The organism is Candidatus Pantoea formicae, assembly GCF_011752625.1.
GTDB lineage: Bacteria > Pseudomonadota > Gammaproteobacteria > Enterobacterales > Enterobacteriaceae > Pantoea > Pantoea formicae.
This window is the reverse complement of sequence record NZ_VWXD01000003.1, coordinates 51,250-71,423: the sequence shown is the minus strand read 5'-3', so window position 1 is coordinate 71,423 and position 20,174 is coordinate 51,250. Positions and strand designations below refer to the sequence as shown.

20 protein-coding genes are annotated in these 20,174 nt (G+C 53.6%); 7 read left to right on the top strand and 13 right to left on the bottom strand.

All coding sequences use genetic code 11. The annotated features are described in order from the left end of the window. Positions 1 to 94 precede the first annotated feature (94 nt). The 8 genes from pqqF to F3J38_RS09090 form a co-directional block, all read right to left on the bottom strand. On the bottom strand, positions 95 to 2,419 hold the full coding sequence (gene pqqF, locus F3J38_RS09125; protein ID WP_167137321.1) for a pyrroloquinoline quinone biosynthesis protein PqqF: 2,325 nt from the start codon (positions 2,417 to 2,419) through the stop codon (positions 95 to 97). Next, positions 2,419 to 3,558 carry a pyrroloquinoline quinone biosynthesis protein PqqE gene (gene pqqE, locus F3J38_RS09120; protein ID WP_167137317.1) on the bottom strand — a complete coding sequence of 380 codons (1,140 nt, stop codon included), beginning with the start codon at positions 3,556 to 3,558 and terminating at the stop codon, positions 2,419 to 2,421. The genes pqqF and pqqE overlap by 1 nt, the downstream gene beginning before the upstream one ends. Beyond that, positions 3,545 to 3,823 (bottom strand): pyrroloquinoline quinone biosynthesis peptide chaperone PqqD, encoded by a 279-nt coding sequence (pqqD, locus tag F3J38_RS09115; RefSeq protein WP_167137314.1) that lies wholly within the window; start codon positions 3,821 to 3,823, stop codon positions 3,545 to 3,547. The genes pqqE and pqqD overlap by 14 nt, the downstream gene beginning before the upstream one ends. A gap of 4 nt (positions 3,824 to 3,827) precedes the next feature. Further along, on the bottom strand, positions 3,828 to 4,583 hold the full coding sequence (gene pqqC, locus F3J38_RS09110; protein WP_167137311.1) for a pyrroloquinoline-quinone synthase PqqC: 756 nt from the start codon (positions 4,581 to 4,583) through the stop codon (positions 3,828 to 3,830). Beyond that, a complete protein-coding gene (gene pqqB, locus F3J38_RS09105) occupies positions 4,580 to 5,506 on the bottom strand; it encodes a pyrroloquinoline quinone biosynthesis protein PqqB (protein ID WP_167137308.1) in 927 nt (308 codons plus the stop codon). Before pqqB ends, pqqC begins: the two co-directional genes overlap by 4 nt. A gap of 56 nt (positions 5,507 to 5,562) precedes the next feature. Then, positions 5,563 to 5,634, bottom strand: a complete 72-nt coding sequence (pqqA, locus tag F3J38_RS09100) for a pyrroloquinoline quinone precursor peptide PqqA (protein WP_010617686.1) — start codon at positions 5,632 to 5,634, stop codon at positions 5,563 to 5,565. A 150-nt stretch (positions 5,635 to 5,784) separates the two neighbouring features. Continuing rightward, on the bottom strand, positions 5,785 to 6,810 hold the full coding sequence (locus F3J38_RS09095; RefSeq protein WP_167137304.1) for a dipeptidase: 1,026 nt from the start codon (positions 6,808 to 6,810) through the stop codon (positions 5,785 to 5,787). A 78-nt stretch (positions 6,811 to 6,888) separates the two neighbouring features. Then, the gene (locus F3J38_RS09090; RefSeq protein WP_167137301.1) at positions 6,889 to 7,821 is read right to left on the bottom strand and encodes an ABC transporter substrate-binding protein; all 933 of its coding nucleotides are present in this window, start codon (positions 7,819 to 7,821) and stop codon (positions 6,889 to 6,891) included. A gap of 320 nt (positions 7,822 to 8,141) precedes the next feature. On the opposite strand from F3J38_RS09090, the gene leuA reads away from it, so the two are divergent. Beyond that, on the top strand, positions 8,142 to 9,827 hold the full coding sequence (leuA, locus tag F3J38_RS09085) for a 2-isopropylmalate synthase (protein WP_167137298.1): 1,686 nt from the start codon (positions 8,142 to 8,144) through the stop codon (positions 9,825 to 9,827). Here leuA and F3J38_RS09080 read toward each other — a convergent pair. Then, on the bottom strand, positions 9,778 to 10,560 hold the full coding sequence (locus F3J38_RS09080) for an AraC family transcriptional regulator (RefSeq protein ID WP_167137295.1): 783 nt from the start codon (positions 10,558 to 10,560) through the stop codon (positions 9,778 to 9,780). The genes leuA and F3J38_RS09080 overlap by 50 nt on opposite strands. 1 nt (position 10,561) lies before the next feature. Continuing rightward, positions 10,562 to 11,425, bottom strand: a complete 864-nt coding sequence (locus F3J38_RS09075) for an NAD(P)-dependent oxidoreductase (RefSeq protein WP_167137292.1) — start codon at positions 11,423 to 11,425, stop codon at positions 10,562 to 10,564. A gap of 300 nt (positions 11,426 to 11,725) precedes the next feature. Between F3J38_RS09075 and F3J38_RS09070 the strand changes: the two genes are divergently transcribed. The 4 genes from F3J38_RS09070 (at position 11,726) to pqqU (ending at position 15,630) form a co-directional block, all read left to right on the top strand. Continuing rightward, positions 11,726 to 12,343: a TetR/AcrR family transcriptional regulator gene (locus F3J38_RS09070; RefSeq protein WP_167137289.1), complete on the top strand. Its 618-nt coding sequence runs from the start codon at positions 11,726 to 11,728 to the stop codon at positions 12,341 to 12,343. An 88-nt stretch (positions 12,344 to 12,431) separates the two neighbouring features. After that, the gene (locus F3J38_RS09065; protein ID WP_240155939.1) at positions 12,432 to 12,671 is read left to right on the top strand and encodes a biofilm development regulator YmgB/AriR family protein; all 240 of its coding nucleotides are present in this window, start codon (positions 12,432 to 12,434) and stop codon (positions 12,669 to 12,671) included. A gap of 291 nt (positions 12,672 to 12,962) precedes the next feature. Further along, the gene (locus tag F3J38_RS09060) at positions 12,963 to 13,169 is read left to right on the top strand and encodes a DUF3606 domain-containing protein (RefSeq protein ID WP_167137286.1); all 207 of its coding nucleotides are present in this window, start codon (positions 12,963 to 12,965) and stop codon (positions 13,167 to 13,169) included. 337 nt (positions 13,170 to 13,506) lie between these two features. Further along, positions 13,507 to 15,630: a TonB-dependent receptor PqqU gene (gene pqqU, locus F3J38_RS09055; RefSeq protein ID WP_205298199.1), complete on the top strand. Its 2,124-nt coding sequence runs from the start codon at positions 13,507 to 13,509 to the stop codon at positions 15,628 to 15,630. Between the two features lie 93 nt (positions 15,631 to 15,723). Here the strand turns inward: pqqU and F3J38_RS09050 are convergent, their stop codons facing one another. From F3J38_RS09050 to F3J38_RS09040, 3 genes are all read right to left on the bottom strand, one after another. Then, complete coding sequence (locus F3J38_RS09050; RefSeq protein ID WP_167137283.1) at positions 15,724 to 16,284, bottom strand: isochorismatase family protein; 561 nt, start codon at positions 16,282 to 16,284, stop codon at positions 15,724 to 15,726. Positions 16,285 to 16,301: 17 nt separating this feature from the next. After that, on the bottom strand, positions 16,302 to 16,727 hold the full coding sequence (locus F3J38_RS09045) for a MarR family winged helix-turn-helix transcriptional regulator (RefSeq protein ID WP_167137280.1): 426 nt from the start codon (positions 16,725 to 16,727) through the stop codon (positions 16,302 to 16,304). 115 nt (positions 16,728 to 16,842) lie between these two features. Further along, on the bottom strand, positions 16,843 to 17,388 hold the full coding sequence (locus F3J38_RS09040) for a helix-turn-helix domain-containing protein (RefSeq protein WP_167137277.1): 546 nt from the start codon (positions 17,386 to 17,388) through the stop codon (positions 16,843 to 16,845). A 98-nt stretch (positions 17,389 to 17,486) separates the two neighbouring features. Here F3J38_RS09040 and F3J38_RS09035 point away from each other — a divergent pair, with 98 nt between their 5' ends. Both F3J38_RS09035 and F3J38_RS09030 read left to right on the top strand, forming a co-directional pair. Further along, positions 17,487 to 18,665, top strand: coding sequence for a benzoate/H(+) symporter BenE family transporter (locus tag F3J38_RS09035; RefSeq protein ID WP_167137274.1), 1,179 nt, complete (start codon positions 17,487 to 17,489; stop codon positions 18,663 to 18,665). 152 nt (positions 18,666 to 18,817) lie between these two features. After that, on the top strand, positions 18,818 to 20,173 hold the full coding sequence (locus tag F3J38_RS09030; protein ID WP_167137271.1) for an SrfA family protein: 1,356 nt from the start codon (positions 18,818 to 18,820) through the stop codon (positions 20,171 to 20,173). Position 20,174 lies beyond the last annotated feature (1 nt).

Sequence of the window (20,174 nt, the reverse complement as noted above, 5' to 3'; positions counted from 1 at the left end):
GATTAGTTTACTGAGTAATAGTGAAGAGATTTGCGTGTGACTTTCAAATATATTTAAAAATATCAATGAGTCATGATTACGCTTAGTGAAAGTTTCACAGCTTTTCTATCGCAACAACGATCCGCCAGCGGCGGCGCTCTCGCAGTAGTCTGGTATGAAGCTGCTGAATGCTGGTCAGAGTCAAGGAAGCAACGGCATTACGATTCAGATTCGGCAGCCCTTGCTGCTGGCGTAATCCCTGCGTCGCCGCCTCGGCGTTATCTTTGGGATCGCATTGTTCAAGCAAAGTCGCCTGCCATGCTGCCAGGGTTTGTGGCGTGACCGAAGCCACTTCTGCAATCATCTCTCGCATAAAACGTTTGCAATGCCCTAGCAAAACTCGCCAAGGGATTTGCGGCGACTGCAGTGCAAGTAGCAGCCCATCAACATCGGCGACCCGCTGATACCGTGCCGAAACCACATAACCAATTTGTTGATCAACGCGCAACCGCTGGAAAAATCGCGGCTCAAGCAGCAACGAAAGTGCGCGCAGTGACGCTAAGTTGATGTCATCTGCCTGTGGCAAGGGGATAAACAACAAAAGCGACTGATCGCTCCCTTGGCAGCTAACCGACGTGATACCGCGTTGTAGCCGGGGGGGTTGTGCGTGGGTGGCCAAACCTGGCGAAAAGTCACTTAACAGATGTGCGACTCGTTGATGTAAAGGAGCCTGGTGACCACACCAAGCAGCCAACCAGTCGCCATCGGCAACGGGAGCAATGAGTTGGGTGGGTAACGCAGCCAGTAATTGACGAATTACGATGGTTTGAGCAGAAGCCACGGGCTTGAATTGGCCCTCTTCATGCAAAGCCTTCAGCGCCGAATGCACCGTCATTAATGCTGATGTATCGCTGACAGGAAGGTTAAGCACCAGTTGCCAGACACCCTGCTTCTGTTGCCAACTGCCACTGCCGCCCGCATGCCGCAGCGCTGCCAACACTGGACGCAGCCGCGCCTGATACGCCTGTGCGCGTTGATCACTCAAAGTGTGATAAAACGCCGGGCGCAACAGTAAGGTTTCAACATGCTGGTGTGCTGAAAAACGTGGCAGCTTCATCGCAACAGGCGGCAAAGCAGGCAAATCAACAGATTGCGACAGAGGATAGAAATTGAAAGCCCCCGTTGACTGAGAGGCTAAGCACGGCGGAAGCCCCTTCTGGCACAACAGCGTGAATCCTTGCGTCTCGACGCGTTCCGCATTGAGTAGCTGCTGCTGTGTCAATAAACGCGTGCATGGAACCTGTACTAATCCCGCCACAAATTCCGTGAAATGCGCTGGCACAGACTCAGCTGGCGCAAAGCCCAGCGCGCGTCCGCGCAGTTGTTCCAGCGGGGCCAGTCGTGCAAAGTCTTGCCGTGCCAACTGCGCATAATGCTGTTTTTGAACCGCATTAGATGCCCCTATGGCTTTCAAATGCTGCCAGAAGAGATCTTCAATGCGTCGGGCTTGTTCGGCACTGATTTTGGCTGCGCTGAAACGTAGTGCGAGCCAGCCGTGCTGCGCATCCTGCCACAGCCATTGCCCATGCAGCATGTCACACAATCCGGCCTCTCGCAGCACTGCCAGCAAACTTCCAGGTGCTTCATCCAGCCAAAACACACTCAACAGCGTGACATTGTCACGAAGCAATGACTCATCTCCGGTTAACCTCAGAGAGATCCAGAAATTCTCATCACCCGGCAACTGCAATTGCACGTCATCTACGAGCGCGGTGGGAAGTACATGAACGGCTAAATCCTTGGCGGGTTTAGGCGAGATAAAATGCTCAGCAATTTGCGCCAATTCATCAAGCGATTGCGGGCCTTGTAGCCACAGCTCAATGCCATTCGCACGATAATAGCGATGATGAAAGTGACGCAGCGCCGCCTGCAGTAAAGTGACATTGTCACCAAAAGCAGCGGCATTACCCACCCGGAAACGCTGAAAAGGTTCACCCAACGTATCAACTAAGGCCGCTTCACTTAGCGTATCCGCATGGTGTCGCAGTAATTGAAACTCAGCATCGATAACCGCAATTTCCTGCATGATCGCCTGCTGGCTAAGCAGTGGAGCGGTGATCATATCGCTTAACCGCTGCACACCTTGCGCTAACGCCCTCGCCGGCAGCTGGAAAAAGAAGGCACTGGAACTGAGCTGAGTCGTAGCATTGACTTGCCCGCCTTGCTGCTGCACCCACGGCATTAAGCGATCGTTCTCTTTGAAGCGCTCACTGCCGCAAAACAGCAGATGCTCCAGCAAGTGCGCCAGACCTGGCCAGCGGTCTGGCTCGTCCAGACTCCCCGCGCGCACTCTGACCAACGCAGCGGCGTCTCGTGCATCAGGCTGGTGATAGAGATGGCAGTGCAGTCCGTTAGCCAGCACAAGACGGCGCGAGGTCATCAGGTAACCCGCTGTTTGAAAATCAGTTCAGAGTTGGTGCGATTGCGGAACTGTAACTGTTCAATTTTGATATCGCTGCAGGTCGCTTCACGTCGCGCTTCCAGGATTTTACCATGATGCTCGGATTTACTGCAGACGGGATCGGTGTTGTCCGCATTCCCTGTCAGCATAAAGGCCTGGCAGCGGCAGCCGCCGAAATCCTTCTCTTTTTCATCGCAAGAACGGCATGGCTCTGGCATCCAGTCATAGCCGCGATAGCGGTTAAAACCAAAGGAGTTGTACCAGATATCCTCCAGGCTCTGCTCCAGCACCGATGGGAACGCGATCGGCAACTGGCGCGCACTGTGACATGGCAGCGCATTGCCTTCTGGCGTCACACTCAGGAAGATTGAACCCCAACCGCCCATGCAGGGCTTAGGACGTTCTTCATAATAATCAGGCGTAACAAACAGCAGATTGGTGAGGTTGCCGCTTTCACTCATGCGCTCGCGATATTGCGCCACCACGGCTTCTGCGTTGGCAATCTGTTCCCGCGTGGGCAGTAAGCCCTTGCGATTCACATGCGCCCAGCCATAAAACTGGCAAGTCGCCAGCTCAACGTCGTCAGCTTCCAACTCGATACACAGATCGATAATTTTATCGATCTGGTCGATATTGTGGCGATGCAGGACGAAATTAAGCACCATCGGGTAGCCATGGGCTTTGACCGCTTTTGCCATTTCAAGCTTCTGTTGGAAGGCTTTTTTCGAACCGGCAAGCGCAGCGTTCAGCGTCTCGTCACTCGCCTGGAAGCTAATCTGAATATGATCGAGCCCTGCGTCCGCAAAAGCATCCAGTTTCTTCGCCGTCAGACCAATACCAGAGGTGATCAGGTTGGTGTAGAAACCGAGATCGCGCGCTGCGCGAATCAACTCTGGCAGATCTTTACGGGTCAGAGGTTCGCCACCAGAAAAGCCCAACTGCACGCTGCCCACCGCGCGCGCCTGGCGGAAAACGTCGATCCACTGTTCCGTGGTCAGCTCTTTCTCTTGCTGAGCGAAGTCGAGCGGATTTGAGCAGTACGGACACTGCAGCGGACAGCGATAAGTTAATTCAGCCAGCAGCCACAGCGGTGCCGTGATAGTTTTATTCGGGTTCACGACAATGGATCCATTTCTGTTCAATGGCAGATTGCAGGAACTCTTTCACGTCATCATCCACGCCACCCGCTTCTGGAAAACGGTTGTTGAGGATGGTGATGATGGCGGCCACATCTTGCTTGCCGGTCACCAGTTCCAAAATCGCCGTGGCCGTTTCATTCAGTTTCGCCATGCCTTCTGGATAGAGCACAACATGGCTGTCTTGTGCGGGTTCCCACTGCATACGATAACCACGACGGAAAGCAGGAATAAGATTATCTTTCATGATGTTATACCAATCTTGTACTGTGCCAGGATACCTGATCGGTAACCGTGTGGTAAGGCGGACGCTGCAACGTGTAGGCCATGGTCATGGCATCCAGCAGGGTCCAGAGAATATCGAGTTTAAACTGCAGAATCTCCAGCATTCGATTTTGCTGTTCAGCAGTGGTAAACACTTCCAGCGCCAGCGCCAGGCCGTGCTCTACATCGCGATTTGCCTGGCTCAAGCGGCTGCGGAAATAGAAGTAGCCCTCTTCCTTGATCCACGGATAGTGTTGCGGCCAGCTATCAAGGCGTGACTGGTGAATCTGCGGCGCAAACAGTTCCGTTAAAGAGCTGCATGCAGCTTCCTGCCAGTTGGCGCGACGCGCAAAATTAACGTAAGCATCCACGGCAAAACGCACGCCAGGCAGCACCAGCTTTTCTGACAACAGCACCTCGCGGTCTAATCCTACCGCCTCTCCCAGCTGCAACCAGGCTTCGATGCCCCCTTCCTGACCGTTGCTGCCGTCGTGGTCAAGAATACGCTGTACCCATTTGCGACGCGTAGCTGGGTCAGGGCAATTTGCCATGATGGCCGCATCTTTCAACGGAATATTGGTCTGGTAATAAAAACGGTTCGCAACCCATCCCTGAATCTGTTCACGGGTCGCTTCACCATTGTGCATGGCGATGTGGTAAGGATGATGAATATGATAAAACGCGCCTTTGGCACGCAACGCCTGCTCGAACTCTTGCGGCGATAAGGCTTCGGTAATGATCACGATGCGTTCTCCTGCAACTGAATCGCCATACCGTCCCAGCTCACTTCTATGCCCTGCTGCATCAAATACTGACGCTGCGGCGACTGTTCATTGAGAATCGGATTGGTGTTGTTAATGTGAATCAAGATTTTTCGTTCTGCCGGCAGCGATGCCAGCAAGGCCATCAAACCATGCTCTTCTGCCAGGGCCAGATGCCCCATCGCTTTGCCAGTGTTTTTACCGACACCGGTCGCTAATAATTCGTCGTCCTGCCAGACGGTGCCGTCAATCAGCAGACAATCGGCCTTTTGCAGCCAAGGCATGATCACTGCATCAGGCTCACCTAAGCCTGGCGCATAAAGCAGCGTTTGCCCGTTCGCCGTGTTCTCAATAAACAGCGCCACGTTATGGCCCGGCAAGGGCCGGTCACGGTACGGCGAATAAGGTGGCGCATTGCTGAGGATCGGGATGGCAGTAAACTGCAAGTCACGGCACACATCCACACGGAAAGGCGCTAATGGCGTCAACGCATGATGCTGTAGCCCGCCATTCCAGTGCTGCAACATGGTAAAAATCGGGAAGCCGCTGGTGAGGTCGGCGTGGACCTCTGGTGTGCACCACACTTGATGTGGGCAACCTTCACGTAGGCTGAGTAAACCCGTGGTGTGATCGATCTGGCTGTCGGTCAGAATAATGCTGCCAATTGCCGTGCCGCGCAGCACCCCTTTCTTGATCAGCTCTGGCGTATGGGCAATCTGCTGGCTAATGTCAGGCGAAGCGTTACATAAAACCCAATCTTCGCCATTGTCACTGACAATAATGGAGGATTGCGTGCGCGCTTGTGCCTGGATCGTACCGTTGCGCAGGCCACTGCAATTGGTGCAGTTACAGTTCCACTGCGGAAAGCCGCCACCGGCCGCTGAACCGAGAACTTTAATAAACATGTGAGATAACCAGAAAGAAAAAATAAAATGCCCGCACGAATGGCGGGCAGAAAGTCTTAGCGGTTGGAGATGTACAGAGTCACTTCCAGGCCCAGACGCAGGTCAACAAACTCAGGTTTTTTCCACATAATATTCTTCCTCAAAACATAAAACGCAGAGCAGGCTCTGCTGGAAATGCTTGCCTCAGGGAAAGGATTCCCTGACAGCAATGCACGACGCGGGCTGATGTTGCGCCAATGTAGCAGGCATATCAACCCTGATTCGGTAAGGGAATTGTGCTAATCCTGCCAAATTTGTTGCAGGACTCGCTGCCAATTCCCCCAAGTTATCTGCTCAATCACTGACTGATCATAGCCGAGCGATTCGAGCATCACACACAGCCGAGGTAGCCCGGACACATCTTTCAATTCATCTGGCACGCTGATGCCATCAAAATCCGAACCAAATGCTACATTTTCGACACCCATTATTTCAATTAAATGTTCCAAATGTTTAACAATTTCGATCAACGGCGTATCGCTGTCGCGCTTACCATCCGCCCGTAAAAAAGCGTTACCAAAATTCACACCAACGATTCCGCCGCTATGACGAATAGCGCGCAGTTGACCGTCGGTGAGGTTGCGAGGCTGGGCGCAGAGTACATGCGCGTTAGAGTGACTGGCGACTAAAGGCGCGTTTGAAAGGCTTGCGGTGTCCCAAAAAGCCTTCTCATTCATATGAGAAACGTCAATCATCATTCGATGATGGTTAGCGGCGGCGATGAGTTGTTTACCTGCATCAGTCAGGCCTGCTCCCGTGTCTGGAGAGTGAGGAAAACTGCCGTTCACCCCTTCGCCAAAAATGTTGGGTAAGTTCCAGAAGGGGCCAATGCTACGAACGCCAGCCTGATAAAAGTCCGCCAGGGCTTCGCCTTCGGCATCAAACCCATCGGCACCTTCAATGTGCGCCACCATGGCTAACACACCATCACGGCGGCACGCGGCGATATCACTTGCTGACAGGCACAAACGCGCCCGCCCATCAGACTTTGCCACCAGCGCTTTAAGAATATCGAGCTGTTGCCAGAGAATATCCAAGGGTTTCCACTGCTCATGCGCACGCTGTGGTGTCACTTCATTAATGTAACGCTGTGGAGGGACAAACATCGCAAATAGCCCGCCCGCAAAACCGCCCTGCTGCATGCGCGGATAATCGAGGTGGCCTTTCTCAATACCCGCGAAAAAAGCCTCCGCTGGCGCATCACGATGATGCAGCCACAGATTGAGTAACAGGTCGTTATGACCATCGAAGGTTTTGAATAACATAGACGATTCAGATTAAGACAACATGGGCACTATGCTACGCGCGCCCGGTAGTTAATCCAAACGTTGGGGCACAAAGCGTTACTTCTGCGTCACCTTCAAGCCTTGATAAAAAGTGGGTTTCACATCGAGATGCTGCTGAATCAGACCCTTTTTTTGATAAAAGTCGGCCGTTTCTTGCTGTTGTCCAATGGTAGCATCATCAATACTTTGCCAGTGGGACTGGCGGCGTGAGAAGGATTTCGCCGCCGCTTCTTTCGGGAAACCGATAATCTTGGCCAGCGTGGTGGAGTATTCATCCACATGGCTGTTCGCCCAGCGGTCGGCAGCAGCTAATCGATTGACGTAATCCTGCAGCGCAGCACGCTTGCCCGCATCGTTGAGCGCCGCATCTGTTGCCGCGAGGAAACTGTTGCCACTGGAAAGCCCCACGCCATTAACTAAGACACGTCCGGTGTGTGTCACTTCTGCCAGTGCGGTGTAAGGATCCCAGGTTGACCACGCGTCTACCGAACCGTTTGCCAGCGCAATACGCGCATCTGCTGGCGTCAGGAAGCGCCACTTTACCTCTTTGTCGCTGATACCGGCTTTTTCCAGTGCTTTCAGCGCCTCGAAGTGACCGATAGAGCCACGACCAGTAGCGATATTTTTCCCTTTCAGGTCGGCCACCGTTTTAATCGCTGAATCGGGGTTCACCAGCACCGCCAGACCTTCAGGCACCGATTTACTTACCGCGACGGCTTTGACCTGAGAACCGGCTGCCAGTGAAAACAGCAGGGGTGCATCGCCGATAATACCGGCATCGACCGCCCCCGCATTCAGAGCTTCCGCTAATGGCGCTGCAGCCGGAAACTCTGCCCATTCGATTTTATAGTTGAGGTTGTTTAACTGCTGTGCCGCCTCCATCTCGGCGTGCATATTTCCTTTTTGATCGGCAATACGCAGTGTGATGGTTTCAGCGGCACTGAGACCGCTTGCTGACAGAATCAAAATAGCTAAACCTGCTCTTTTCATTGTGATTTCTCTTATCGCGCAAAATCCCAGACTACCCTGTAGCGATTAAAGTCCAGATGCTGATTTCATCTGAGAAATGCCGTTCAACGCATAAGCCCTCTCTCAGCGAGCAAATGGTTGTTCTTTCGTTGCAGCGCGACTTATCGCGCTTCCCGGATGCGATGCGGCTGGCAGATGCCTAATGAATTTCGCCGCCAGAGGCAGAAACACAGAGACGTTTTAGCCTCATCTGTCAGTTATGCAGTAAGTGTTGTCAGTTTTGCGTGAGCAGAGTGCAGCGGCGTGGTCCAGACTGAATGGAGACCCATAAGGAGAACCCCATGCTGAACCAACCTGCTGAGAAATATCGTCCCTACCCGGTAATCGACTTGCCAGAACGCCAGTGGCCTTCACGCCAATTGACCAAAGCCCCGCGCTGGCTCTCGACGGACCTGCGTGACGGTAACCAAGCGTTGGCAACACCGATGGACAGTGCCCGCAAGCTGGAGTTTTGGCAGCTGTTACTGCGTTGCGGTTTCAAGGAAATTGAAGTCGCTTTTCCTGCCGCCTCGCAAACCGACTTCGATTTTGTTCGTTTGCTGATTGAGCAAAACCACATTCCGCAAGATGTCGCGATTCAGGTTCTGACCCAGGCGCGTAGCGATCTGATTGACCGCACCTTTGAGGCGCTGCGCGGCGCGCCCCGTGCAATCATTCATATGTACAACGCTACGGCGCCACTGTTCCGTGAACGTGTTTTCCGTCAGAGCAAAGCTGAGATCATTGAGTTAGCCTGTGCCGGTGCGCGACAGATTCGCGCTCAGTGTGAAGCACAGACCGATACCGCCTGGACTTTCCAGTACTCGCCTGAGACGTTCTGTTTTACTGAGCCAGAATTCGCACTGGAAATTTGTGAAGCGGTAGCCGCCATTTGGCAGCCCGGACCGGAGCGTCCGATGATCATCAACCTGCCTGCCACCGTTGAAGTGAATACGCCAAACGTTTATGCCGATCAGATTGAGTATTTCTGCCGTCATTTTAGCCAGCGTGCACAAGTGGCGATTTGTGTACATCCACACAACGATCGTGGCACGGGCGTGGCCTGTGCCGAGCTGGCGATTCTGGCCGGGGCGGATCGCGTTGAAGGGTGCTTGTTTGGTAACGGTGAACGCACCGGTAATGTCGATATCGTGACACTGGCGCTGAATTTATATACCCAAGGCGTCGCACCGGAACTCGATTTCAGTGATATCCAGCAAGTGTTGGAGGTGGTCACGCGCTGCAATCAGCTGCCCGTCCATCCACGCCATCCTTATGCGGGTGAATTGGTCTTCACCGCCTTCTCGGGATCGCATCAAGATGCGATACGTAAAGGGTTCGCTGAACGCAGCGAACGTCAGGAAGTCATCTGGCAAATGCCCTATCTGCCACTCGATCCGATCGATATCGGTTGCAGCTACGAAGCGGTCATCCGCGTGAATAGCCAGTCGGGTAAAGGCGGCGCAGCCTGGCTACTGGAACAAAATCACGGGCTGCAGTTACCGCGCGGACTGCAGCAGGACTTCAGTCGCATCGTGCAGCAGCAAACGGACAGCCATGGTCAGGAGATGACGCACCACGCCTTGTGGCAGTTGTTCTGTCAACACTACGGTCTCACACAACCTTCGCGTCGCCTCCTCGAGGCGGAAAGCCACAGCGATGACAAAGGTGAAACACGTTTCAAAGCACGCCTGCAAGATGGCGGGCAACAACTGACGCTGGAAGGCAAAGGCAACGGGCTGCTGTCAGCCGCCGTGGCCGCCTTGCGCCAACGTTATGACCTGGCGATCACCATCGAGGATTATCACGAACACACGCTGGGTAAGCGCAGTGACAGCCGTTCGGTGACTTACATCAGTTGCCTCAATGCACGCGGTGAGCGCGCCTGGGGGGTGGGAATCGATAACGATGTGACGCGAGCGTCATTGCAGGCATTAGTTAACGCAGCCCACGCTTTTCTGCCGCAGGAAAGTAGTTCGCTGGCGTAACGCCGAGTACGCGACGAAACATCGCACTGAAGGCGCTCGGGCTGTCGTAACCCAGGTCGAGCGCTACTGTCAGCACCGATTCACCCAAGGCTAGCCGCGCGAGTGCCACACTCAGACGCGCGCGGCGCACCCAATCGCTAAACTGTAACCCGGTCTCGCGCGTGAAATGGCGCGCTAATGTGCGTTCCGCCACACAAAGATGGCTGGCCGCACGCGCTAAGGTCCACTCTTCGCCCGGCGCCTGCTGAATGCGCTGGCACAGTATGCGCAACCGCTCGCTTTCGGGCCATGCCAGACCAAACGGCAGCACATCCATCACACGGATTTCATCGAGGATTAATTCATAGATGCGCTCTGCACGGCTGCCAGAGCCATACTGTTCGGGCAGCGCCAGCGCACTCACAATCAGCTCACGCAGCAAGGGGGAAACCTGCACCACCTGACAACTGGCGGGCAAATCGGCGCGCGCCAAGGGATCCACAAACACCGTACGTGCTGCCACCGTCCCCACAATATGCAGCGCGTGTTGCGTACCCGCCGGCAACCAGACTCCACGACTGGGTGGGACGATCCAACTTCCTTGCAGCGTTTCGACTCTCACGACCCCGCTCAAGGTGTGGATGAGTTGCGCGCAGTCGTGGTGGTGCCACGGCTCAGCCTCACCATGCGTATAATCGTGCGCGTAAGGCACCAGTGGACGATGGCTGAAATCGAAGTTGAGCCGCTTACTCATTTCAGCGTTTCAGATACTGATAAACGGCCGCCAGATCTTGTTCACCGTAACCGGCATCCACCGCTTGCTGCCAAACATCGACGATATTTTCCAGCGCAGGTAACTTGCTGCCTCCTGCGGCATCCAGCGCCAGTTTTGCATCTTTTAATGCCCAGACCAGGTGCATCTGCGGAGTGAAATCACCGCTGGCAATCATGCCGAGTTTCATTTTGGCATAGGGTGCCGCTAACGGACCGCCATCCAACACTTTCCACAAATCTTCGGTGCTGAAACCAAATTGTTCCGCCAGGCGAGTACTCTCTGCCAGACTCTGCATCAATCCAATCAGCCAACTGTTGACGACCAGCTTCATGCGCGAACTGGCACCGGCCTCGCCCAGCCACTGTGTGCCTTTACCGATCGCCGCAAACACTTGCTCTGCCGCTTGCGCCCTTGTTTGATCGCCGCTGGCCATCACCAAAATTTGCGCATTTTCTGCTGGCGCTTTGGTACCGGACACCGGGGCATCAATAAACAGTACATCGGGGCGCGCTTTTTTGAGGTCAGCAATCAGTGCATCTGTGGCCTCTACGCCAATGGTACCCATCTGGCAAACGGTCGCGCCCTGCTTCAATGCGATACTCGCTTCGGCCAAGGTCTGGCGGGTGGTGTCACCATCAGACAGCATAGCGATGACCACATCGGCACCCTCTACGGCCTGCGCTGCGCTGTCGCTGAGTTGCAAACCTGCACCTAGCAAGTCTTCGCCTTTGGCACGCGTGCGGTTCCAACCGCGCACCACAAAATCTTTTTTCAGTAAGTTGGCGGCAAAAGCGTGCCCCATTGCGCCCAACCCCAATACCGCCACTATCGGTTGCTGACTCATATTGACTCCCTTTTATGCATTCAGACAAAACAGTCAGACTGACAGAATTTTCTGCGCGCAGCCAGGCGAGAGGTGCGCCGAAAGACATTTTTTAATCTCAATTTCCACATGACACCTTGTTAATCAGTATGCTTTTTAAACACCGCTAGAAGTTTTCAACAATGAGACCAGGAGAACGATTCCCCGGAGCAATTTTATCATTGCGCCAGGGGCCACAGAATTCGTATTCATCGCCATTCGATTATTAGTAAAAGTTCGCATATGATAAATCGGAAACTAACACTCTATAAATAATTGACGATGACATCAGAAAACCAAAGCTTAAAAGTCACCCGAGAGCGCGGAAGACCACGCGTTTTTGATATGGACGAAGTTTTAGATAAAGCAATGATAGTATTCAGAAAGAAAGGTTATCACGCTTCATCAATCGCCGATTTGGGCGAAGCCATGAGTTTGACGGCGGGTAGCATATATAAAGCATTTACTGATAAGCGCACCCTCTTTTTGCGGGTCTTTGAACGCTACATTGCTATACGTAATGCCGATTTACGCCAGCGGTTGCAACATTTCCCGGATGGCAGGTCGCGGATTGAGGAATTACTGCAATTTTATTTAGACTCGGCAGTTGAGATTGAAGGTCGTAGAGGTTGTTTGGTTGTCGGAAGTACGGTTGAATTGCAAACGCTGGATGAAGAACTGTCAGAGTTAGTTAGACAGGCCGTGATGCGCAATCAAAACTTTCTCGTTTCGCTTATTATTGAAGGCCAGAAGGACGGCTCTATTTCCTCTGATTTGGATGCTGAAACAGCAGCAGGTCTGCTACTGTGCGTAGCATTTGGCATGCGTGTGGTGGGTAAAGTTCAAGATGTGACTAATGGGAAAAAAACCATTACTATGGTGATGAAGGTTCTGGAGTAATTCATTTGCCATATTAGGAAATAATCATTTCCTAATTAAATTTAAGCATAGCGCTCTCCGAATGCCTGAGCCCCCTAGAGGAATTGATATGTGCATCAACGATGTAGCGAAGATACCAAGAACGGTGATGGAGAATAATGTGACAACACCTAGCGATATTTCAGAAGAGGAAGCCTTGGGACGGATTGTGGGCGAAATTTTAAGCGCGGGAAAAACGCTCAGTCGTAAAACACTTTGTTTTGAGTTGCTAAAAAAGCTGGATGAGACTGAAGAATCATCGGTTAAAATGCACTATTCAAATATTTTTAAAAAATTATTGTCTTGTTAACATAACTATGAAAACCACCTCTGCTTGATTGCTTTAAATATATTTGTTTTGAGCAATCATCTGTTTTTGCATCCCCACCCCCTCTTTTATTCGATAAAAGCCTGAGCACATGCTTGCCGTTACGCTTATTATTTACGTTTCTATATAAGAAACATCCTAATCATTGATAAAACCTGGCAATAGGGAATTATCTGCTTTCCACAGTGCCCAAAAAAAACAAAATCACCTCTTCATCAGATAAGGATTAATTATGTATTTAATCCAATATTAATGACATGAGGATAATAAAAAATGAAAGACCCTATACAGCGCCGCATCCCGTCAAATTTGTCCCGCATTGAATTATTTGAACAGTGGCAAATAACTTATTGGACTCTCACTCTGCATACCACCCAAGAAAGATTGACCCGGGCGGTGCGAGAAGTGGGTTCAGATACAGAAGATGTTCGCCGATGGCTCAAGGAGCATCCTCCTGTCCGTCAACCCAAGTCTCTTTAATGAGAAATGCCATCGCCATGACCCAGGCGAGATATGCGCATAAGGACAACGTGAGCGCATTTTCGCCAACGTTATTGCTTATGAATTCCCCAAGCAACCGCTGAGTCGTTTGTGTTGCCCCCTGATCAGCCAAATGCCAACAAAAAAGCCGATAGTCAACTTCATATACGCTGCAAACGTCACTGCTACCTCCCCGCTCGAAGGATGTCAGTCAAATAACAGCATTTATTTAATATAATGCATAAAAATGTAATACCATTTATCGACAAAACTATTAACATATGCGCGATTAATGTTCCTTTTGGTTCATTCCACGTCTTTTATACGGTCTTTCATAATGAAAATTGCTTTACTGCGACAGGCACCGTTGCTGATGCTGCCTGCATTATTCCCCCTGCATTTGATGGCGGCGGATAATGCCAGCAATACCATGGTGGTGAGCGCCGCACCTGCGGGTTCCGGCTTGTCTGAATTGGATACACCGGCGGCGGTCAGCGTGGTTTCCGGTGATGATATGCGCCATGCGGCGCCTCGCGTGAATCTTTCCGAGAACCTGACCAGCGTACCGGGATTGCAGATCCAGAACCGCCAGAACTACGCCCAGGACCTGCAAATTTCCGTGCGCGGCTTTGGCTCGCGATCGACCTTTGGCCTGCGTGGTATCCGCATGTATGTGGACGGCATTCCTGCCACCATGCCTGATGGCCAGGGACAAACCTCAAATATTGATATCGGTTCTATCGATCACGTTGAAGTGCTGCGTGGTCCGTTTTCGGCACTGTATGGCAACTCTTCGGGTGGCGTGATCAACGTCGAGACGCAAACCGGCCAGCAACCGACCACACTGGAAGCCAGCACCTGGTTCGGGAGTTTTGGTAGTTGGCGTAACAGCGTAAAAGCCAGCGGTGCCACCGGTGACGGCACCCATGCCGGTGACGTCAACTATACAGTTTCGGCCTCACGCTTTACCACGCATGGCTATCGCGACCACAGTTCCGCGCAAAAGAATCTGGGCAATGCCAAATTGGGTGTGCGTATCGATGATGTCAGCACCCTGACACTGTTGTTCAACAGTGTGCACGTGGATGCACAGGACCCCGGTGGATTAACCGAAGCACAGTGGAAAGATAATCCGCGTCAGGTCGCCAGCAACGTGACGCTGTATAACGCACGTAAGACCGTTGACCAGACGCAGGCTGGCTTACATTATCAGCGCCAGATGAGTGAGAACGATGATCTCAGCGTGATGCTGTACGCCGGTGAACGCGAAACCACGCAGTACCAATCCATTCCCATGGCAACCCAGTTGAAGGCCGGTTATCCCGGTGGCGTGATTTCGCTGGCGCGTCACTATCAAGGCATTGATACTCGCTGGACTCATCGCGACACCCTGTTCACCCTCCCTGTGACGCTGACTGCTGGTATCGACTATGAAACCATGACCGAGAAGCGCAAAGGCTATCAAAACTTCACCACCAATAACGGCATCACCGATTATGGTGTGCAGGGTGATATGCGTCGTAATGAACGCAACCTGATGTGGAACCTCGATCCTTATCTGCAAACGGCCTGGCAGTTCAGCGATAAATGGTCACTGGATGCGGGCGTACGCTTGAGCACGGTGAATTTCGACTCCAACGATTATTACGTGACCGCAACTGACCCGGACGACAGCGGTAATCGCCGTTATCACCGCTGGTTGCCTGCCGCCTCGCTGAAATATGCCATTGATAACAGCTGGAATGCCTATGTTTCTGCGGGTCGTGGCTTCGAAACGCCGACCCTCAATGAGTTGTCCTATCGCTCAGCAGACCAAGCGGGCCTTAACCTGAACCTGAAACCCGCCACCAGCGATACGGTGGAACTGGGCACGAAAAAACGTATCGGCAACGGTCTGATTACCGCTGCGCTATTCCAGACCGATACCAAAAACGAAATCGTCTCCGACAGCAGCTTTGAAGGCCGCACCAGCTACAAAAATGCCGGTGAAACGCGTCGTCGTGGGTTGGAATTGGGATTGGATCAAGACTTCGGCTATGACTGGCACCTGAAAGCAGCCTGGACATTGCTGGACGCGCGCTATCGTTCCAATGCCTGCGGTACCGAGAGCTGCGATGGCAACCGCATCCCTGGCATCGCGCGCAACATGGCGTATGCCGGATTAGCTTATGCGCCGGAACAAGGCTGGTATGCAGGCGGCGATGTGCGCTATATGAGCGACATTGCAGCGGACGATGAAAATGATGTTAAAGCACCGTCTTACACGGTATTTGGCCTGAACTCCGGTTATAAGTGGCTGGTGCAGAACTGGACGCTGGACCTGTTTGGTCGCGTGGATAACCTGTTCGATCGTACCTATGTGGGTTCAGTGATCGTGAATGAAAGCAATGGGCGCTATTACGAGCCAGCACCGGGACGTAACTACAGTGTTGGCTTGACCGTGAGTTATGCATTTCAGTAACTGACATCACCCCCCAATAAATAAGCCCTGCAAATCTCATCAGATTGCAGGGCTTTTTATCAACGCCGTTTAGGCATCGCGCACGCCTTAAAGTCAGAACGACTTCAGCAGTGCCAGAACGTCTGCCGTTGAGCCGGTTTCACCCAAGCGCGGGAAGATACGTTCAATGCTGTTTTTGTGCGTTTCTGCGTTAAGGCAAGTCATGGCATCGGTTGCCAACGTGACATTGTAACCCAACTCATACGCCTGACGTGCCGTAGACTCAACACCGATGGAGGTTGCGATTCCGCACACGACGACCTGAGTCACACCACGCGCTTGCAGTTGCGCATGCAAGTCGGTGTTGTGGAAGCCACCCCAGGTGGTTTTCGTCGCCGCGATTTCACCCGCCTGCAATGCCATTTCTGGCACCAGTACCGCCCAGTCTGCAGGCAGTTCGCCACTGTGACGCGCCTGCTCATTACGACCTGGTGCACCACCTGCTACGTTGACTTTTACAACCGGCAGGTTTTTAGCGTGAAATGCGTCGACCAGCTGTGCGCAACGCTCAACAACAACATCTGCTGCTAATGGCGTCACAGGAAGACGGACAATCCCGTGCTGCAGGTCAATCACAATCAGGGCGGTTTTTGCGTCTAAGGTGGTTAAAGCCATGTTGATTCCTCTCAGGATTATTGGTCGGCAATACGTTGCAGTAAGGGAAGAGCGGCCAGTAATATCTTTTGTTCTGCTGGATTGAGCGTAGTCGCCATACTCTGCAGCAACCAGTCATCACGTTGCGCACGGTTTGCCGCAATCAGCGCGAGACAACTTTCTGTCGGTAAATAGCGAGTTTTGCGGCCATCCAACGGGTCGGCTTCACCGATGACTAACCCCTGCGCCTGCAAACTGGCCACCGTCGCGCCCATTGACTGGCTGCGTACGCCTTCCAGATCGGCCAATTCGGTGACCGTCATGGCACCGTCGCGCACCAGATAACCCAATACCGACACTTGCGGCCAGGTCAAATCGGCCGGCGGAGCCGATTCCCGTAGGCGGCGCGCCAGTTTGCCATTGATGCTGCGTAAGGCCGCAGCCGCACTGTTCAGGTCACTCATGGCACCTTCTCCTTACTGATGAAGCGCGAGTATATAAATACGAAGGTAAACTGTGTAGTTTACCTTCGTATCAATTTGTAATTTTTACTTCACCGCGCTCCGCAAGCCCGTAGCGTTATATTCGCTGTAGGTAATGAATTAAACTGTGAAAACGCAGCGGCGTACTGAGAGGATTACGGTAACTGTGCGGTTTATCCGCCGCAAACTGATGGGCCTCACCCACCTGCAAACGGCGCCAGGTGCCTTCAACGTTCAGCAGCAGTTCCCCTTCCAACACCACCACTTGTTCGATCACGCCATCTTCATGGGCCGAGGAGTCACTTTGTGCCCCTCCTGCCAGAATCACCTCCAGCAAATCGAAGCGCAGCTGCGCATCGTAAGGGAGTAGCGGTTTAACCTGCATTTGCGCATTAGGCTGGCGAAAAGTGGCGGCGACACCAGGGGGTTGATCGCTTCCCTGAACAAAGAAAGAGAAAGGCACATTAAAACCGGTGGCGATCTTCCACAAGGTCGCCACGGTAGGACTAGACTCACCTCGCTCGATCTGACCGAGCATCGCTTTGCTGACGCCGGTGCGATCAGCCGCTAACGTCAGACTCCAGCCGTTAGCCTGGCGCAGCTGTTTCAGTGCCTGGCTCAGGTGTTGATGCAGATTTTCCATGGTGTCTCCTGACTAAGTCGCGCGCAGTGTACCACTTGTGCGTTATAACACACTCGTGCAATAGTGTGCGCTATAACGCACAAGCAGGATGTGACCTGATGATGACCGCCACTTCACGTAGCGCTTTCTCCTTCCCGATGTTGATTTCTGGATTTATTGCCGTACTGGTCGGCTATAGCAGCACCGCTGCACTGATCTTCCAGGCTGCTCAGGCCGCTGGCGCATCGCCTGAGCAAATTGGCGGCTGGCTGTCGATGCTTGGCGTTGGCATGGGTCTGGCGTCGTTTGGGCTGTCAGTATGGACACGCATGCCCATTTTAGCCGCCTGGTCCACGCCTGGAGCAGCCTTACTGGCCACCAGCGTGCAGGGATTGACCCTCAACGAAGTGGTGGGGGTCTTCGTCGCCACGAATGCCCTGATTGTGCTAAGTGGCGTCACAGGATTATTCGCCAAGCTGATGAACCACATACCGCAATCACTTGCGGCGGCAATGCTGGCGGGTATTTTGTTGCGCTTTGGCATCGGCACTTTTACTGGCTTACAAGGCAACTTTGCCCTCTGTGGCAGCATGTGCCTGGTGTGGCTGCTCAGCCGCCGCTGGCTGCCCCGCTACGCCATCATTTTAGCGCTGGTAGCAGGTGTCTTAGTCGCATTAGGCCAGCAGGCGATTCATTTCCCGGCGCACGCCTTAACCCTTAGCGTGCCTGAATTCATTATGCCGCAGTTTAATCTGGCGGCGCTGGTTGGCGTCGGCTTACCTTATTTCCTCGTGACCATGGCCTCGCAAAACGCGCCGGGCATCGCAACTTTACAGGCGCATGGCTATCAGGCTCCCGTTTCAGCCCTCACCGGCTGGACCGGGTTTATCGCGCTAATCTTGTCGCCCTTTGGTGGGTTCTCGGTCTGCATCGCTGCCATTACCGCCGCGATTTGCATGGGTGATGATGTCGATGCCGATCCCAAACGCCGCTGGATGGCCTCAGCCATCGCAGGCATCTTCTATTTACTCACCGGATTTACCGGCGCACTGATTGCGATTCTGCTCAGCGCCCTGCCACAAATTTTAATCGCCACCTTGGCGGGGCTGGCGCTACTGGCAACGCTCTCTGGCAGCCTGCAACGTGCGCTGGCGGAGCCCGAGCATCGTGATAGCGCCATTGTTGCTTTTCTTATCACCGCCAGCGGCATCTCACTGTTGGGCATCGGTTCCGCCTTCTGGGGATTGATTGGCGGGATGATCACGCATTTAGTCCTTAGCCAGCGCGCTCGCGCTTAATTTTTCAGCAACTCTCTCTTGCACGCGGGAAAAACGCCCTGTTTTTCCCCCTTTATCAGCCGTTTGATTCCCCTGCATTTGGCTTAAGATCACTACCATCGCCAAAACACACGATGTTCTGCTTCAGACAACCACCGATAAGGGCCCAACGAGTGGCAAAAACTTTTCTGCGCAGCGGCAATCTGGATACGGTACTGGCACTGGGTGAAAATGGTCAGCCAGTCTGGGCTTCCGCCTTGCAAATCCGAGAAACGCTGCGCCTGCGTCGCCAGACCACTCTGGCCAACTGCCTTGCCATTCCGCAAGCGAACGAGCGCGGGGATCGCCTCGACTGGTATTCCCCCTTTAGTGGCAAAGTAAAATCCTGGCGTGCGGCCAGCGATCACGAACGACAAAAAGCACTGGAGCTGCTGACCCTCAATCAGCAGGACTTACAGGCCGCTAGCCTGCGCGCCCGCGATGCCGAAAACCCTGCCATGCGTCTGTTTGGTGCATTACTGAGCAAAACATTGCAGTTCCCCGATCAGCAATACGTTTATCTGGTCGATGGCAAACCGGTGATCACCTTCTGGGGTTTTGTCGATCCGCAAGCGCGTACGCGCGATGACGCCCTGGCATGCCTGCGCGACAGCCTCGAAGAGGATGTGCCGCCCCTGCTGCCTGAACCTCCGGCGGCGATTGTCGCACCCGTGGTGGTTGCGCCCGTCATTGCACCTTTAATAGAAGTGCCGCCCGTCGTCGCTGCGCCAGTGGAAGAACCCGTTCCAGCAGAGGTTGAACCTGAGCCAGTCGTGCCGCCAGCCGCAGCGGAGCTCGCCGCCGAACCGATACCACCGCCTGTGCGCCGCTCCTCGGCATTACGTCCGCTGGCGCTGCTGCTGCCGGTTGCTGCTGTGGCAGCCGCTGGCGTGGCCTTCTGGCTGCACAGTGCGTCACCAGAGCCAGCGTCTACCGTGCCGGTCGCCGATCTGCCTGCGCCGGTCTTCACTCCGCCAGCCGTGGTGGCCAAAGCCGAAAAACTCGCCGCGACCTTGCCACAGAAAAGCGCCACAGTAGCTGCTGCGCCTGAACCTGCCGCGCCACCTGCGCCAGCTGAAATTGTCGCTGAGCATACCGAACCGGCTAAGGCTGACGACCTGGTGATGACCACCGAAGATGCCCGTGTGGGGTCTGTGAAATTTATTAACGGCACCTGGCGCGTCACCTTACGCCAGACCAACTTGCCGACCGGCAAGCCGCCGAGTTTGCGTTATCAATTGCGTAACGGCAAAGGCACCGCAGTGATTACCCAAGGCGATAACATACGCTGTAAGGCGGATGTCACTGCCGCCATGACCACCGCCGGTACCATGGTGGTACGTAGCCGTTATACCGCGACCTGCAGTGACAAGTCGCGCTATCGGATGCCGGAACTGGTGTGTAAAGCCGGTGATGGCATTGCCAGCTGTAATGCGCAATATGGCGCAGATCAGGTCTTCCCGTTGACGATTAAGCGTGAGAGTAAGTAAC

What these genes read in the sequence shown, in the direction of transcription:
- pqqF (WP_167137321.1), bottom strand. Translation starts at nt 2,419, where the DNA reads ATGACCTCGCGCCGTCTTGTGCTGGCTAACGGACTGCACTGCCATCTC.
- pqqD (WP_167137314.1), bottom strand. Translation starts at nt 3,823, where the DNA reads ATGAAAGATAATCTTATTCCTGCTTTCCGTCGTGGTTATCGTATGCAG.
- pqqB (WP_167137308.1), bottom strand. Translation starts at nt 5,506, where the DNA reads ATGTTTATTAAAGTTCTCGGTTCAGCGGCCGGTGGCGGCTTTCCGCAG.
- F3J38_RS09095 (WP_167137304.1), bottom strand. Translation starts at nt 6,810, where the DNA reads ATGTTATTCAAAACCTTCGATGGTCATAACGACCTGTTACTCAATCTG.
- F3J38_RS09090 (WP_167137301.1), bottom strand. Translation starts at nt 7,821, where the DNA reads ATGAAAAGAGCAGGTTTAGCTATTTTGATTCTGTCAGCAAGCGGTCTC.
- leuA (WP_167137298.1), top strand. Translation starts at nt 8,142, where the DNA reads ATGCTGAACCAACCTGCTGAGAAATATCGTCCCTACCCGGTAATCGAC.
- F3J38_RS09080 (WP_167137295.1), bottom strand. Translation starts at nt 10,560, where the DNA reads ATGAGTAAGCGGCTCAACTTCGATTTCAGCCATCGTCCACTGGTGCCT.
- F3J38_RS09075 (WP_167137292.1), bottom strand. Translation starts at nt 11,425, where the DNA reads ATGAGTCAGCAACCGATAGTGGCGGTATTGGGGTTGGGCGCAATGGGG.
- F3J38_RS09070 (WP_167137289.1), top strand. Translation starts at nt 11,726, where the DNA reads ATGACATCAGAAAACCAAAGCTTAAAAGTCACCCGAGAGCGCGGAAGA.
- F3J38_RS09065 (WP_240155939.1), top strand. Translation starts at nt 12,432, where the DNA reads ATGTGCATCAACGATGTAGCGAAGATACCAAGAACGGTGATGGAGAAT.
- F3J38_RS09060 (WP_167137286.1), top strand. Translation starts at nt 12,963, where the DNA reads ATGAAAGACCCTATACAGCGCCGCATCCCGTCAAATTTGTCCCGCATT.
- pqqU (WP_205298199.1), top strand. Translation starts at nt 13,507, where the DNA reads ATGAAAATTGCTTTACTGCGACAGGCACCGTTGCTGATGCTGCCTGCA.
- F3J38_RS09050 (WP_167137283.1), bottom strand. Translation starts at nt 16,284, where the DNA reads ATGGCTTTAACCACCTTAGACGCAAAAACCGCCCTGATTGTGATTGAC.
- F3J38_RS09045 (WP_167137280.1), bottom strand. Translation starts at nt 16,727, where the DNA reads ATGAGTGACCTGAACAGTGCGGCTGCGGCCTTACGCAGCATCAATGGC.
- F3J38_RS09040 (WP_167137277.1), bottom strand. Translation starts at nt 17,388, where the DNA reads ATGGAAAATCTGCATCAACACCTGAGCCAGGCACTGAAACAGCTGCGC.
- F3J38_RS09035 (WP_167137274.1), top strand. Translation starts at nt 17,487, where the DNA reads ATGATGACCGCCACTTCACGTAGCGCTTTCTCCTTCCCGATGTTGATT.